The sequence below is a fragment of the Streptococcus mitis genome, from assembly GCF_002096845.1.
GTDB classification, from domain to species: Bacteria; Bacillota; Bacilli; order Lactobacillales; family Streptococcaceae; genus Streptococcus; species Streptococcus mitis_A.
This window is the reverse complement of record NZ_NCVK01000060.1, coordinates 124,677-139,183: the sequence shown is the minus strand read 5'-3', so window position 1 is coordinate 139,183 and position 14,507 is coordinate 124,677. Positions and strand designations below refer to the sequence as shown.

At 39.5% G+C, this 14,507-nt stretch carries 15 protein-coding genes and 2 pseudogenes; 3 read left to right on the top strand and 14 right to left on the bottom strand.

The window, feature by feature from the left end:
* Positions 1-116 precede the first annotated feature (116 nt).
* A pseudogene (locus tag B7695_RS11690) lies at positions 117-641 on the top strand (IS630 transposase-related protein).
* 256 nt (positions 642-897) lie between these two features.
* Here B7695_RS11690 and B7695_RS10150 read toward each other — a convergent pair.
* From B7695_RS10150 to B7695_RS10130, 5 genes are all read right to left on the bottom strand, one after another.
* Positions 898-2,064 (bottom strand): ATP-grasp domain-containing protein, encoded by a 1,167-nt coding sequence (locus B7695_RS10150; protein WP_084891526.1) that lies wholly within the window; start codon positions 2,062-2,064, stop codon positions 898-900.
* Between the two features lie 12 nt (positions 2,065-2,076).
* On the bottom strand, positions 2,077-2,817 hold the full coding sequence (locus B7695_RS10145; protein ID WP_084891523.1) for an esterase family protein: 741 nt from the start codon (positions 2,815-2,817) through the stop codon (positions 2,077-2,079).
* A 20-nt stretch (positions 2,818-2,837) separates the two neighbouring features.
* Positions 2,838-3,662: an alpha/beta hydrolase gene (locus tag B7695_RS10140; RefSeq protein ID WP_084891521.1), complete on the bottom strand. Its 825-nt coding sequence runs from the start codon at positions 3,660-3,662 to the stop codon at positions 2,838-2,840.
* A gap of 136 nt (positions 3,663-3,798) precedes the next feature.
* Positions 3,799-5,013, bottom strand: coding sequence for a tRNA uracil 4-sulfurtransferase ThiI (gene thiI / locus B7695_RS10135; protein ID WP_084891518.1), 1,215 nt, complete (start codon positions 5,011-5,013; stop codon positions 3,799-3,801).
* An 8-nt stretch (positions 5,014-5,021) separates the two neighbouring features.
* Positions 5,022-6,164 (bottom strand): cysteine desulfurase family protein, encoded by a 1,143-nt coding sequence (locus B7695_RS10130; RefSeq protein ID WP_084891516.1) that lies wholly within the window; start codon positions 6,162-6,164, stop codon positions 5,022-5,024.
* Between the two features lie 138 nt (positions 6,165-6,302).
* Here B7695_RS10130 and B7695_RS10125 point away from each other — a divergent pair, with 138 nt between their 5' ends.
* On the top strand, positions 6,303-6,740 hold the full coding sequence (locus B7695_RS10125; protein ID WP_084891513.1) for a DUF6556 family protein: 438 nt from the start codon (positions 6,303-6,305) through the stop codon (positions 6,738-6,740).
* 25 nt (positions 6,741-6,765) lie between these two features.
* Here B7695_RS10125 and B7695_RS11570 read toward each other — a convergent pair.
* The 9 genes and pseudogenes from B7695_RS11570 to glmU all read right to left on the bottom strand — a co-directional run.
* Positions 6,766-7,027, bottom strand: a pseudogene (locus B7695_RS11570) (IS5/IS1182 family transposase); the annotation flags it as partial.
* A gap of 339 nt (positions 7,028-7,366) precedes the next feature.
* Positions 7,367-9,130, bottom strand: coding sequence for a glycerophosphoryl diester phosphodiesterase membrane domain-containing protein (locus B7695_RS10115; protein WP_142358891.1), 1,764 nt, complete (start codon positions 9,128-9,130; stop codon positions 7,367-7,369).
* Between the two features lie 8 nt (positions 9,131-9,138).
* Entirely contained in the window at positions 9,139-9,729 is a 591-nt protein-coding gene (locus B7695_RS10110) for a 3'-5' exonuclease (protein WP_084891511.1), read from the bottom strand.
* Positions 9,730-9,775: 46 nt separating this feature from the next.
* Entirely contained in the window at positions 9,776-9,901 is a 126-nt protein-coding gene (locus tag B7695_RS11685) for a hypothetical protein (protein ID WP_025169730.1), read from the bottom strand.
* Positions 9,902-9,980: 79 nt separating this feature from the next.
* Positions 9,981-10,472 carry a chromosome segregation protein RocS gene (rocS, locus tag B7695_RS10100; protein WP_000021242.1) on the bottom strand — a complete coding sequence of 164 codons (492 nt, stop codon included), beginning with the start codon at positions 10,470-10,472 and terminating at the stop codon, positions 9,981-9,983.
* Positions 10,473-10,548: 76 nt separating this feature from the next.
* Complete coding sequence (locus tag B7695_RS10095; protein ID WP_084891509.1) at positions 10,549-11,241, bottom strand: 5'-methylthioadenosine/adenosylhomocysteine nucleosidase; 693 nt, start codon at positions 11,239-11,241, stop codon at positions 10,549-10,551.
* Between the two features lie 16 nt (positions 11,242-11,257).
* Complete coding sequence (gene macP / locus B7695_RS10090; RefSeq protein ID WP_060628063.1) at positions 11,258-11,569, bottom strand: cell wall synthase accessory phosphoprotein MacP; 312 nt, start codon at positions 11,567-11,569, stop codon at positions 11,258-11,260.
* Positions 11,570-11,580: 11 nt separating this feature from the next.
* Positions 11,581-12,126, bottom strand: coding sequence for an NUDIX hydrolase (locus tag B7695_RS10085; RefSeq protein ID WP_000393816.1), 546 nt, complete (start codon positions 12,124-12,126; stop codon positions 11,581-11,583).
* Between the two features lie 9 nt (positions 12,127-12,135).
* On the bottom strand, positions 12,136-13,515 hold the full coding sequence (gene glmU, locus B7695_RS10080; RefSeq protein ID WP_084891507.1) for a bifunctional UDP-N-acetylglucosamine diphosphorylase/glucosamine-1-phosphate N-acetyltransferase GlmU: 1,380 nt from the start codon (positions 13,513-13,515) through the stop codon (positions 12,136-12,138).
* 155 nt (positions 13,516-13,670) lie between these two features.
* Between glmU and B7695_RS10075 the strand changes: the two genes are divergently transcribed.
* Positions 13,671-14,471 carry a glycoside hydrolase family 25 protein gene (locus B7695_RS10075; RefSeq protein ID WP_084891505.1) on the top strand — a complete coding sequence of 267 codons (801 nt, stop codon included), beginning with the start codon at positions 13,671-13,673 and terminating at the stop codon, positions 14,469-14,471.
* The last annotated feature ends 36 nt before the right edge of the window (positions 14,472-14,507 follow it).

Here is a 14,507-nt window from a genome sequence, read left to right as displayed (position 1 = left end):
ATAATTGAACTTATTTTTGACATACATAGAGCCCGTACATTAATATTAGTAACCTGTTTCGACAGAGATATGACAAAATGAACTAAAGGTAGTACACAATGTGGTGCAGTCATCTTATGCCATATTCAATAGATTTACGTAAAAAAAGTTCTTGCCTATTGTAAGCGAACAAATAATATAACAGAAGCATCACACGTTTTCCAAATCTCACGTAATACCATTATCTAAAAGAGAAAATAGGTGATCTAAACCATCAAGTAAAAGGAACAAAACCAAGAAAAGTTGATAGAGATAGACTTAAAAACTATCTTACTGACAATCCAAACGCTTATTTGACTGGAATAGCTTCTGAATTTGGCTGTCATCCAACTATAGCATATTGAATCTAGAATAGCACATTACAGTTGCTAAAACATTTCTAGAAAAAATTGACTTTCTCAATCACTTTGTTCACATCTTATTTCAATCTGCTATACTATCCACTATGCTCTCAAAGCTATGGGCTACACTCAAAAAAAAAGAATCACACCTACTATGAACAAGCCCCAGAAAAAGTAGCTTTATTTCTTATTCCTCCCCACTCACCTGAGTACAATCTTATTGAGAAAACCTGGGCTCATATTAAAAAGCACCTCAAATGAGTTTGGGACAAAAGTCTAACCTTAAATATAAAAAGCGAACAAAACGAGTTATCTTACATTCAGAATTCTATCTTGTTCGCTTTTTTTCCTAATCTATCGATTTTAAAATTTTATAATAAAGAATTCCTAAAATCAAAATCTTTTTGTCCCAGTCTCTTTACGAGGATGTTTCGTCCTATTCTTGTTTCAATCTGCTGTGTTTCTCATAAAAAAACAAAAGGATTAAGGAGGTGCATTTCCTTAATCCGATAATCTCTTAAGCCTGACGTTGTCCGAAATCTGCAATCATCTGATCCATTTCTTGTCGACTAGGAGTTGTCAGCATATAAAGGTAATCTCCTTGAAGTTCTGCGAAGGCAGCTGGCATGATTTTTTTAACCTTGAACTGCTGACTGTATTTGGCAAGCAAATCCTCTTCTGAATAAACATAGTGGGCATTTGCACGACGGGATGTAGCTAAACAATATTGAGCTTCAAAGTCTGACACTGGGAACTCTTCTCCTGCGACAATCGCCGCATAGCCTCGGTAAAGGTCCAAGGAATGAGCAAAGTTATAAACATCAATGGTGAAACCACCTGCAGGACGGTTATTGTACTCAATGGCAATGTAGTCGTCCCCTTCACGGAAGAACTCAATATGGAAGAACCGTTCTTTCATACCAAATTCCTTGACAATCGCTTCCCCATACTTGCGCAGTTTAGGATCCATATCCTTGAGCACATAGTAGGAATTGTCCATCTTGTAAATCATGAGATCAAGCGGTGTATAGGCGTAATCAAAGGTTGTTGAGAAGACAATTTTACCATCCTTGTCCACAAGACCATCAAAGGTACAAATTTCGCTAGAGGTGACAAATTTCTCAAAGAAATAAACAGTTGAATGATCCCACTCAGTCTTGAAGTGCTTGATATCGTCTTCTGTTTCAAGCTTAAAGGTCGCGGCTGCTCCCACTCCATTGTCAGGTTTGGCAATCATTGGAAGGCCGATTTCTTTCACTACTTGATCAACATCTGCTTCCGTCTTGATAACAGCTCCAGGGACCACAGGGACACCTGCTTTTTTGAAAAGCTTCTTCATTTCAGACTTAAATTTCGTCTTTTTGAGATCCTCTGGTTTGGCACCAAAGACATTGAATTGTTCTCTGAGTGTTGCATCTAGCTCAAGCCAGTATTCATTGTGGGATTCAATACGGTCAATTGGGCCATGTTTATAAAAGAGAAAAGCAACTGCACGTTTGACTTCATCTATATTTTCAAGATTGTCAACACGGAAATACTCGGTCAGGCTATTGCGCAAAGGCTCATCTAATTGCTCGTATGGTTCTTGACCAATTCCCAAGACTGTGATGCCTTTATTGGCAAGTTCGATGGTAAACTGTTGAAAGTTTTGTGGATAGTAGGGAGAAATAACAAGGTAATTCATAGGTAACTCCTTTTATAAATAGAGATTGCCGAGGAAATAAGGCATTTGTTTGCGCCACCATTCCCAGTCGTGGGCGACATCGTGTCCCCATTCAGCAAACCAGGCTGGAATTTGTTTCTGGTCAAAGGCTTCTTTGAGCTTGTAAAAGGATGGTAGACCATCTTGTTCCCAGGCACCGAGACCCGTACACAGCACAATCTCTGCCTGACGGTAACGATCAATAAACCAGCCGTCGTTCTGATTCCAGATATAATCTACTGGCGAGTTTTGATAAATAGCATCGTCATTGTAGTAATCGCCGACAAAGAAACGTGCATCGTAAACACCACTAAGAGCAATCACCTTGGTAAAGACATCTGGATGCTGGAGGAAAAAATTGACTGCATGATAGGCACCCATGGAGCAACCTGTCGTCATCATACCATCAAACCAACCTGTCTTATGCTTGATAAAAGGAATGGCCTCCTCAATCACATAGCGTTCGTAGGCACGATGCATCTCCGCCTGGTCATGACCATTTTTCCAAGTGGCCAACCAGCTCTCACTATCTACACTGGACAGGGTAAAGAACTGGACACGGCCTTCCTCGATAAAGGAGGCACAGGCATCAATCATGCCAAAATCATAGTATTCGTTGTGACTACCACCTGATGAAGCAAAGACCACAACTGGAATCCCAGCATGTCCATAACGATTAAGGTACATTTCACGGTTAAGATTGCCACTCCAGTGGCTAAGATGTTCAATATACATTTGCTTTCTCCTTTTCTAACTTACCATTTCTCTGCAAAAAATCTCAGACAGCCTGGTAAATTCTCCGACCAAGGGATTTCACTATGGATGGCACCAGACTGAACTTTCAAGACAAGATTATCTAAGTGTACCCCACCTACTATCAAATCATGGTAATACCGAAGAGACGAATCAATATAGGCTTGTTTGATATTACCAGCCATTAAGGTCTTGTCCGTATCATCTGCTTCTTCTGTTCCAACATAGATAAAGATACGCTGGTCAGGCGATAGTTTCTTGCGTTCAATATAGCGATTAAAGGCTTCTTGATGGAGCCAGTTAGCAGATGAAAAGACACCCAAGCAACCAATTTGGTCTTGGTATTCTAGTCCGATAAACTGGGTAATATTGCCTCCTAGTGAAGACCCAATAATAGCCGTATGCTGGCGGTCAGCTTTGGTACGGTAGGTCTCATCGATAAATGGCTTGACCACCTCCATGACAAACTCGGCATACTCCACACCCTTACCACCAAACTGCTGCCCTGGGATAGGAGATTCTTGGAACTTCCAAGCCGCATACTCATTCATCCGCCCCATACCATCATTATCAATAGCAACGACAATCATGCGACTGATATCAGGATTGCGCTTAATAGCTGGGATAATCTTCCATGAATGGCCAATGAAAGACTCCTTGCTATAAAAAACATTTTGCCCGTCATGAAAGTAAACAACAGGATAGGAACGATCCGTGTCTTTCTCATAATCTTTAGGAAGAAGAACACGTACACGACGCTCCTTCCCTGTATAAGGAACCTTGAGTTTGTGTTCTTTCATTTTTAAATAAAAGTAGGATTGATTCATTGTCAGAAAACTCTCTATATTCAAAATTTTATTTTATTATATCACAATTATAGAAAAAAAGTTAGTTTTGCTTCCACTTTTGGAATTAAAAACTAACTTTTTCATTTATTTTTCTAAATTCTTCTGGATTTTCTGATTAGAGCAGATTGTCAATCAAGTCATCCACTTCATCTTTTTCAGCCTGCGGTGTAATCTCAGTAATCATAATCCCAGCCACTGCTCGCTCAACCAAAGCTTCAACATCCATGCGTCTTTCGTACTGTTCTGCATTCTTAATCTTAGGATTGGTCTTTGGACGATCTGGCGCAAAAATGGTACAACAGTCTTCAAAAGGCTGGATAGAAATTTCAAAGGTGTCAATTTCCTGAGCAATGTCAATGATTTCCAACTTATCCATTGTCACAACTGGACGGATGATGGGAGTGTTGGTAACTGCATTGATAGCCTGCATGCTTTCTAAGGTCTGGCTGGCTACTTGACCTAGGCTTTCCCCATTGATGATAACTAAACCATTTCGTACCTCACGAATACGGTCGGTAATCCTCATCATAAAGCGACGAGTTAGAGTCATCAAGTAAGCTTCTGGCGCTTTAGCCTTGATTTCCTCTTGAATCTCTGTAAAAGGAACTTCGATAAACTGGATATTTCCTCCAAACTTGGTCAATTTTCGAGTCAAATCTTGGGCTTTTTTAAGGGCACCAGGACTAGTATATGGTGGGCTGGCAAAGTGAACGGCCTCAATATCTACCCCACGCTTAAGTGCAAGATAACCTGCTACAGGTGAGTCAATCCCTCCTGACAACATGAGCATCCCTTTACCTGAAGTTCCAACTGGCAAACCACCAGCCCCACGAATGGTTTCATAAGAAAGATAGGCTGCTTCTTCACGTATCTCCACCTGAAGATTGATGTCAGGACTTTTCATTTGAGCTTGCACATTTGGAATAGCTTCAAAAACAGCTCCTCCAAGTGTTTGATTGAGTTCACGACTATCCAACTCAAAGTTGTGGTCGCTACGTTTACTAGAGATTTTAAAGGTCATGCCATCCTTGTAGATATCTTTCATAATCTCTTGGACAGAAGACTTCAGAACTTCTACAGATTTTTCAACCTTATAAACAGGGGAAAAGTTTTGAATTCCAAAAACTTGTTTGAGCGATTCTGCTACTGCTGTGTAATCTGCTCCATTTAGGTAAGCGTGGGCACGGTCGCGATCTGCCGTTACCTTAACTTGGGGATAGATAGACAAAACGTCTGAAATATTATTGCGAAGTTTATTGATGAAACGCATACGGTTTTTACCCTTGGTTGACAGCTCACCGTAGCGAATCATAATTTCTGAATATTGCATGAATGCTCCTATCTTACTTTTCTAGTTTGATTGTAAATTAATTTTAACTTGGTCAAAAACTGCTCGACCTGACTCATATCATTTTCAAGGTCTAGGCTAAGACGCACAGCTGACTGAGCCTTATCTTTGTCCACTCCCATGGCAATCAAGGTGCCTGCAGGTTTACCTGCCTTGGACGAACAAGCAGAGGTCGTTGAAATGAAAATATCATAGTCTTCAAAAGCGTGAACGATGACTTCTCCACGAACACCCTTGATTCCAAAAGTCAGAATATGAGGGGCAAAGTCTTCCTCATCTGAAAAGACAAAAATATCCGGATAGTCGAGAAGAGCTTGGCGAATCACTGCCTTCATCTGTCCTGTCTTGCTTGTAAAGAAATCTAGCTTTTCCATGGATAAACGGAGAGCCTTGGCTGTCGCTGCAATCCCTGCTACATTTTCAGTTGTCGAACGATAATCTCGCTCCTGACCACCACCTGTTAAAAGAGGCGTAATCTTCTTGCCAGACTTGATATAGACAAAACCAACACCACGGATTCCGTGGAACTTGTGACTAGAGAAAGTCGCAAAATCTACTCGATCAGTCAAATATTTTTCAGTCGGAATCTTGGCAAGCGCCTGAACCGCATCAACGTGGAAGGAAATAGTCGGTTTGTCTGCCAATAGTTTTGAAATAGCCTCAATGGGCTGGATAGAACCGATTTCATTGTTAACTGCCATGATGGAAACGAGGGTCGTATCTGGTCGTATCAAATCTGCTAGCGCCTCAACATCGACAAATCCTTTCTCATTAACTGGAGCAAAATCCACTTCAAAACCTTGAGATTTCAACCAAAGAGCTGATTCCTTGACTGCTGGATGTTCAATGGCTGATACGATGATGTGCTTGCCAAACTGAGCTTTTTCAAAGGCCACACCCTTGATGACCCAGTTATCCCCTTCTGTTCCACCAGAAGTAAAGAAGATTTCCTCACTTTTCTTGCCAATCAAATCTGCAATTTGTTGACGGGAAGCATCTAAAATTCGTGTTGCCTGGTCTCCCAAACGATGAAGACTAGATGGATTTCCTAAAATTTTTGAAGCCACCTGCATATAGGTTTCAAGGGCTTCAGGATAGGGCTTGGTCGTCGCCGAATTATCAAAGTAAATCATGTTTTCTCACGCTTTCTAAAATCACTCCTTCTATTGTATCATGAAACGGAGCTTGCGACAAGAAAGGGCAATTCCTCTTTTTTTAAGATTTTTTTAAAGAAATGAGGTATAATAAGTTTTAATCAAAGGAGAGAATGCATGTCTAATTATCGTAGAACTTCAAAACCAAAAACAGAACACATCAAAAAAGGCTTTACAGTCTTTCAAAAAACCGTTGCTACAATCGCTAGTATCCTTGGCTTGATTACCGCAAGTATCACGATTATGAACGCCTTGGATAATAACAAAAATACTAAAAAAGAACCTACGACAAGCCAGACGACAACAATTGTCAAAGAAATTCAAAAAGAATCCCCTAAGGAAAATACTACTCCCAATAAGGAAAATCACACCACTCAAGAAAAAACACAACAAGAAGAAACGCCAAAATCCAGCGTCAAGGAAGAGAAAAAAGAAGAGCAGAAAGCAGCAACTCAGGATTCTTCTACTCCCGCTCCTACTCCAAGTAAACCTGCTACTGAAAACGAAAAACAGGTCAATACGCCAACTTCAGAAAATAAAAGCAATCCTCAGTAAGCACATGGTCTAAGAAAAAATCAACTCAAAAATAAAACTGCGCAGTAACTTCTGTCTTGACCACAATCAAGCTAAAGAGAGACTGTGTTTTTGTATAATTGATGTTTTAGATGCTAGATTCTTGACCAATTTTGTGAGATTCATACTCATAAAGATGAATCCTAGCGATGTTATGACAGCTTATTTATTTCTAACATAAACTCTGCACATGCCAACAATACTCTCTCATCTGCCCCAAAAGGGGAAACATCCATTTTCTGTTTGACATAAATTCGAAAGCCTTCTTCACGCAGAAGTTAGTAACCCTTTTACATCTGACATAAATAACCTAGTTCAACCACTTCATAGGCATTACTTCCTGTTTTATTCTTATTTCATACTCTTCGAAAATCTCTTCAAACCACGTCAGCATCGCCTTACCGTACGTATGTTACTGACTTCATCAGTTTTATCTGCAACCTCAAAGCTGTACTTTGAGCAACCTGCGGCTAGCTTCCTAGTTTGCTCTTTGATTTTTATTGAGTATCAATTATAAACCATGGCATAAAAAAACGAGCATATCCAACTGATACATCGCTCGTTTTTTTGCTATTTTAGAGGTGATTTTTGCTCAACCTCTTTTTTTACTAAAAATTAAAGAATTCCATGGCCTGTTTGAACAGTAAATCCGTATACTCTGGGTCTTCTTGGGCAATGGTAACCTGATCTTGAATCATTTCCAAGTCATCTGTTATCATGCCATCTGCTCCTAACTGAACAGATTTATCAAAGGACTCTGAACTATTGATGGTCCAAACGTACAATTTCTGATCGGTATTCCAAAGCTTGTTGACAAAATTTTCATCCAAAGTCGAATACTCCATGGTGTAACCTGTGGCTTTTGTTCTTGGAAAAATACTATTATAAGGTAGGATGAAATAGACTGGAATTTGTGAATCGTAGGCTAAAACTTGGTCAATCACATGGTAGTCCAAAGATTGCATTTGGTGACCATTCTGCTTAAGAACCGTTCCATATTTTTCCATAAAGCGTTTCATCATATCTGGACTATCTTTTCGACTGGTTTTAATTTCAATAAGAAGTTTCTGATGCAATTCATTGGCTTTATTGAGATAGTCATCAAAACTGGACACCTTGCTATGATAACCATTTTCTGAAATATCAAGTTTAGTTAATTCTTTCAAAGTGAGATCCTGTGGATTGGCATTAACTCCTGTCAGATTCTTGATATTAGCATCATGCATCATGACAAACTGGCCATCTTTTGTTTCCTGAACATCTGTCTCAACGAAATCTGGAGATAACTGAGCGGTTTTTTCTAGTGATTGGACGGTATTTTGAACACCATTTTTATCTGAAACACCGCGATGAGAGATAATTAAAGGTTTATGTGAAACTGGAGCTTCTAAATAAACATAACCCTCAAGAGCGAAAAAGATACAAGCACAGCCCATCACTCCCCATCTCATCCAGTGGTCTTTCTTTCTCCTTGGTGTGATTTCTAGTTCTTCTCCCGTTAAGAAGGAAACAAACTTAATGAGAAAGTAAGTCAAGGCCATATAGTGGAAATTCTTAATCAAGACAAAGTTGATAATTCCCAGCACAAGAGATTCCTTATGGGTCATACCATCCATCAGTGCCTGACTAACTAAGATAGGAATGAGGAGAAGAATGAAAAATAGATACGTTTTGACGATAATCCAAAGCAAGTTCCAAGTATAAAACCAGGAGTGCTTTCTTGTCTTCTCTAGACTGTATCTGACTGCCTCTTTGACTGTCTTCTTCTCAAATAAAAGCTGGGGTAGGGCAAACATGAAACGAACTGAAATGTAAAATAGAAGTAAAGCCAGAATAGTAACCACTATACCTACTAGCCAATACTTGTCTTCCACATAATCAACGATAAATTCCGGAATGACAATTTTATTAAGGTAATAAATCTTTAAAATCTTTCGAATTAATGGAAAGAGCATCATGACATAAAAGAAGATAAAGGCCATTTTGGAAATCGTCACTTGTCTCATAAATAAGAAACTTTGGCGAAAGACCTTGCGACTGTACTCCAGCAGAGTTCTCTTTTCATGATAGAGGAGGTGTCGAGCTCCGATAAAGAGGAGTCCTATCTGGTAATAGGCGATTAGTAAATTAACGATTACCAGAACAAATAAAGCAAGACTAACAAAGGGAGAACCCTTTATAATAGCGAAAATATTATTGTAGGAAAGAAAGAGATAACCTGTCTGACGGAGTAACAGTCCAGCAATCCAAGAATTAAGTGGTAACCAGACAAACTCAATCATCATGAATATCAAGAAAAAGAGAAAGAGAATTTTATCTAGATTAAAGTAGATTTTCCTAAAACCTAGATTTTTAGGTTTTTCAGGTTTCATAGGCACTCCTAGTCAAATAATTGAGACAAGTCCAAGCCTCCAAAAGGATTGTTTGATAGGCTACTTTCTGTTTCTAACAATTCTCTAGCTTGATCTGACTCTAAGAAGGACTCGTAAACACGCGCCGTCATCCGAGCATCCTCCAAGCTATTATGGGACTGACCTTGAAATCCAAGAAACGAGGCAACAGTTTGCAATTTGAGATTGGCAATACCATGTAAATCCGAACTGCGACGTTCAAAAGCTTCATCATACAGATCCACCTTGTACTGCTGGCTGTAGTCTAAACCATGGTCCTCTAAAATAGGCAAATCACTTTTAGCAGCATTGTAACCTACCATCGGCAAAGAACCCACAAACTCTTGGAATTCTTTTATAACTTCCTCCACTGGAGGAGCATCTTTTAAGGTCTCGGCCGTAATCCCTGTCAAACCATTGATAAAACTTTTTAAGGGGACACTGGTATGAACATAGGAATCATAGGCATCGATTTCCTGACCATCTCTAAAACGCACTGCCGATACTTGAATCAAGTGTGTTTGTCCTTCATGCTGATTAAATTCTAAGTCAAAAGCAATGTAATCTTCTAATCGTTCCATTTTCTACCTCTCCTATACTGTTATTTTATACTCTTCGAAAATCTCTTCAAACCACGTCAACGTCGCCTTGCCGTAGATATATGTAACTGACTTCGTCAGTCTTATCTACAACCTCAAAGCAGTGCTTTGAGCAGCCTGCGGCTAGCTTCCTAGTTTGCTCTTTGATTTTCATTGAGTATTACTTGAGCAACTATACTATTTAGAAACAAAAGAAGCCATCAGGTTAGCATTTAACCTAAACAGCTCCTTGATTATCCTCCAAATAAACGAGCAAAAAAGCCTTTCTTAGTTGATTGGACTTCTTCTTTTGCTTGGTCCAGCTCTAGCTTAAGATTTTCTTGATCCTTCATGGCTTGAAGGGTCAATTGTTGCTGCTGATCGAGTTGTTTGTCTTTCTCCGCAATCTGACGGTCTTTGATACGCATCTGCTCGTCTTTTTCTGATAACTGACGATCCTTTGCTTTTAATTGTTCATAAAGACGAAGAATTTCTGCGTTCTTCTCATCCACTAGAATCTCCATCAGTTCACGTTGCTTGACATCTTCACTGACAGGCTCATCTTCAAAAATCGTTTTTTTATAGATTTCTTCTAGCTTAATCAAGCCACTTCTGGTAACGACTGTTACCCCTTTGTCATTTTTATCTGTGTCTTCTTCTGGTAATTCTTTGACACGGTTATTGATTGCTTGGCGAGATAATCCTAAGACCTCTGCAATCTCACTGACGGTCATTTCAATACTCATAATATCCTCTGAAACGTTTTCTAGCTTTTCTTTACTTAAATCTTATCATAAGCTAGAAAAACTGTCAAATTTCCGCTTAATCTAAAGCCTTCAAAAAGGCTAATAAGACCTGAGCAGAGCGACGTCCAGCTTCGATAATAAAATCATCAAAAGAGATGTTTGCTTCATGGTTGGCATTGTCACTCATAGCTCGAATGACTAAAACTGGAAGATTAAGAGCATGCGCTGCCTGAGCAATAGCTGCTCCTTCCATCTCAACTGCTAAAACTTCTGGAAAATGGGACTTAATCGCTTCTATCTTGTCATTTCCTGCAATAAAACTATCTCCTGTAGCAATCAAACCAAGATGCCAGTTCTGGTCCAATTGAGATAAACTCTCTTGGATTTTGGAAACAAAGGTTTTATCTGATTCGAAATAAAGCGGTTGTTGCGCCATTTGTCCATAAGCATAGCCAAAAGCTGTAACATCCACGTCATGATAGGCTAATTTGTCAGCAATCACAACATCCCCAACAGCAATACCCTCTGCTACTGCTCCAGCTGAGCCCGTATTAATCAAAGCATCCACTTGAAAATGATCAGCCAAAATCGCCACACTCATAGCAGACATGACCTTACCAATTCCACTTTCTACAAGAACGACTTCATGCGAGGCAATGATTCCTGTGTGATAGGTATTGCCTAAAACAACTTGCTCCTGAGCATTGTCTAAATGCTGGACCAGATACGCCAGTTCTTCTGGCATAGCCGCAATAATTCCTATTTTCATTTCAATTCCTTTTCTATTACAAAAGTTTCATTGCTAAGACAAGCAAAATTAAGAGAAAGATGACTGCAAATAAGATTTTATTCAGTTTAGAATTGAAGACATTTCTCTTGGTATTTTCAATGCGACGGCTTTTATGAATAGACGGTTCGACCTGAATCTTCAAGGTTTCCTGGCTAAAACCATGTTCCCTAGGATTGGCATAACCAAAACGGGAAGAAGAGGTTGGTAAAATCTTGGTCTCCTCATCATCTAGCAAAGGGGGACCCGAAATTTTTTCGCCTCTATTAGCTCTTTCAATCATTTCATCCGTTAATAAAGGTTTACCCATACTGACCTCCTCTATTTTTTGTGCAATTCCCAATACTGAACAGCCATAATTGTCTTGGCATCACAGATATGACCTGATTGGATTAATTCCTTGGCTTCTTCTAAGCTCACTTCAAGGACTTCCAAGGTTTCATCTTCATCCTGCGGACGCGGATTTTCCACTTTCGTCAAATCGCTTGCTAGGTATAGTTTTAACTTTTCATTACAAAAGCCAATGGCTGAGTAAAAATCATACAAGAGTTCTAACTTCCCTGTATAGGCTGTTTCTTCCTCTAATTCACGCAGGGCTGCTGCGACAGGGTCTGTATTTTCTCCTACTTCCAGTTTTCCAGCTGGAATTTCGTAAGAGACAGCCTCGATAGCTTTGCGGTACTGCTTGACCAAGATGAGTTTTTGTTCATCCGTTACTGCTAAAACACAGACAGCCCCATTGTGGAAAATCAAATCACGTTGGGCAGTTCCCTTACCTTCTGGTAATTCAACCTGATCTTGAACCAGTTTAAATATTGGTCCTTGATAAATTTCTTTTCGGCTAAGCGTTTTTTCTTCAAATTCCATGATAGACTCCTACTGATTCTTAGGATGATGAGGAAGGCGAGTTGCATATTCGTCTTTGTTGACCTGACGACCACGACCAATAGCAATAGCATCCGCTGGGACGTCTTTGGTAATAGTTGAACCAGCACCAACGAGAGAATTGTCACCTAACTCAACTGGCGCAATAATGGTTGAGTTTGAACCAACAAAGACATTGTTGCCAATGACTGTCTTGTATTTATTTTTGCCGTCATAGTTGACTGTAATGGTTCCTGCACCAAAGTTAACATGGCTACCCACTTCACAGTTTCCGATATAAGTCAAATGACCAGCCTTAGTATTCTCGCCGATAGAAGAACCTTTCACCTCAACAAAGTTTCCAATATGGACTTGGGCACCTAGAGTTGAACCTGGACGAATGTGAGCATAAGGCCCAACAGTTACGCCGTCTGCAACACTGCTTTCCTCAATCATAGAGTTGGTAATAACAGCTCCTGCTCCGATTGTGCTATCCACTACATAAGTACCGTTAGTCAGAACAGTCTCAGCACCAATTTTCGTTTGCCCTTTCAAGGTAACATTGGATTCGATTTGAACTTCAGGAGCAATCTCAACATCAATATCGATATAAGTTGCTTCTGGATTGACAAAGCTAACACCGTTGACCATGTGCTGATGATTGATGCGACAACGCATAACTGACTCAGCTGTCGCAAGTGCCACACGGTCATTTACCCCAAGACTTTCATCAAAATCTTTCAAAGTATAAGCACCAACTTTTTCACCAGCTTCACGGAAAATGCCAATGACATCTGTAATATAGTATTCACCTTGAGCGTTATTGGTATTGATATTTTTCAAAGCCTCAAACAAACGCTCGTTATCAAAAACATATGTTCCAGTGTTGATTTCCTTGATTTGCTTTTCAAAATCTGTGGCATCTTTTTGTTCAACAATGCGAAGAACCTCAGCATTGTCATTACGCACAATTCGTCCATAGCCAAAAGGATTATCCGTTTCAGCAGTCAAGATAGTGGCCACATTTTTATGATTGATGTGGAAATCAATCAAGTTTTTCAAGCTTTCACCAGTGATTAAAGGAGTATCTCCTGCAATAACCAAGGTGTGACCTGACAAACCTTCTAAGATAGGCTCTGTCATCATAACTGCATGGCCAGTCCCTAACTGTTCAGATTGAGTCACAAATTCTGTCTGTCCAGCCAAGACCTGCTCAACCAATTCTGCCTTGTGTCCGACAACTGTTACTGTCTTTTCAGGTTGGATAGCTCCCACACTACGGAAAACATGTTCCAGCATAGAAATACCCGCAACCTTGTGCAAAACTTTTGGCAAATCAGATTTCATGCGAGTCCCTTTACCCGCTGCTAAAATAATGGCATAATTTGACATAATCTTCTCTTTTCTCTAGAAATTCCCTTTTATTATACCATATTTCAAATCATTCCGCGCTCTTGAATGAAAAAATGCTCCAAAGTCCTTTCCTTAACCCATTTTTTGAGTATTTTTTTTGATTTTTTCCCATTTTTAAGGTAAAATTATGAGATATGAGAAAGAAAATTAATCCGCTTATTTTATTTGGTTTTTTTGGGATTATGATTTTCATTTTAATCCTGAATCGCCCTCGTTTTGAGAACCATCCTGTAAAAACAAAGTCAAATATCGCGCAAGTAGAGACTCAAGCGTTACATAATATAAATAAACCAGTAATTGATGTGTCTGGTTGGCAGCGTCCTGAGGAAATCAATTACGATACTCTCTCCCAAAACATTTCTGGAGCCATTGTTCGCGTCCATAGTGGTGCTCAAACGTCCAAAGAGAACGATGCCTCCTTTGTTAATGGGGTAGATAAGGCCTTTAAAACCCATATTACCGAGTTTCAAAAACGAAATGTACCAGTTGGTGTTTATGCCTTTGTAGCTGGAAAAAGTGTCCAAGAAATGGAAAAGGCTGCCGAAGTATTCTATAACGCCTCTTCGCCTTACAGCCCAAGTTACTATTGGCTAGACGTGGAAGACAAAACCATGTCCAATATGAACGAGGGGGTTGAAGCCTTCCGAGCAAAACTAGAATCACTAGGTGTTAAAAACATTGGAATCTACGTTGGGGTCTACTTCATGGAAGAACACAGTATTGATACAGACAAGTTTACTTCAGTTTGGATTCCTTCCTATGGTTCTGACTCAGGTTTTTACGAGGCAACTCCAAAGACTGATTTAGATTACGACATCCACCAGTACACTTCTAAAGGAAAAATTGCTGGCTTTGATCACGATTTGGATATTAATGTCATCTCTTCCTTAAAAAACAAAGAAGAAACCTTTAGAAAACTCTTTTTAAAACCTTAAAAGCATTTGTTTATCATTTGCTTTTTCTTTTTGTGT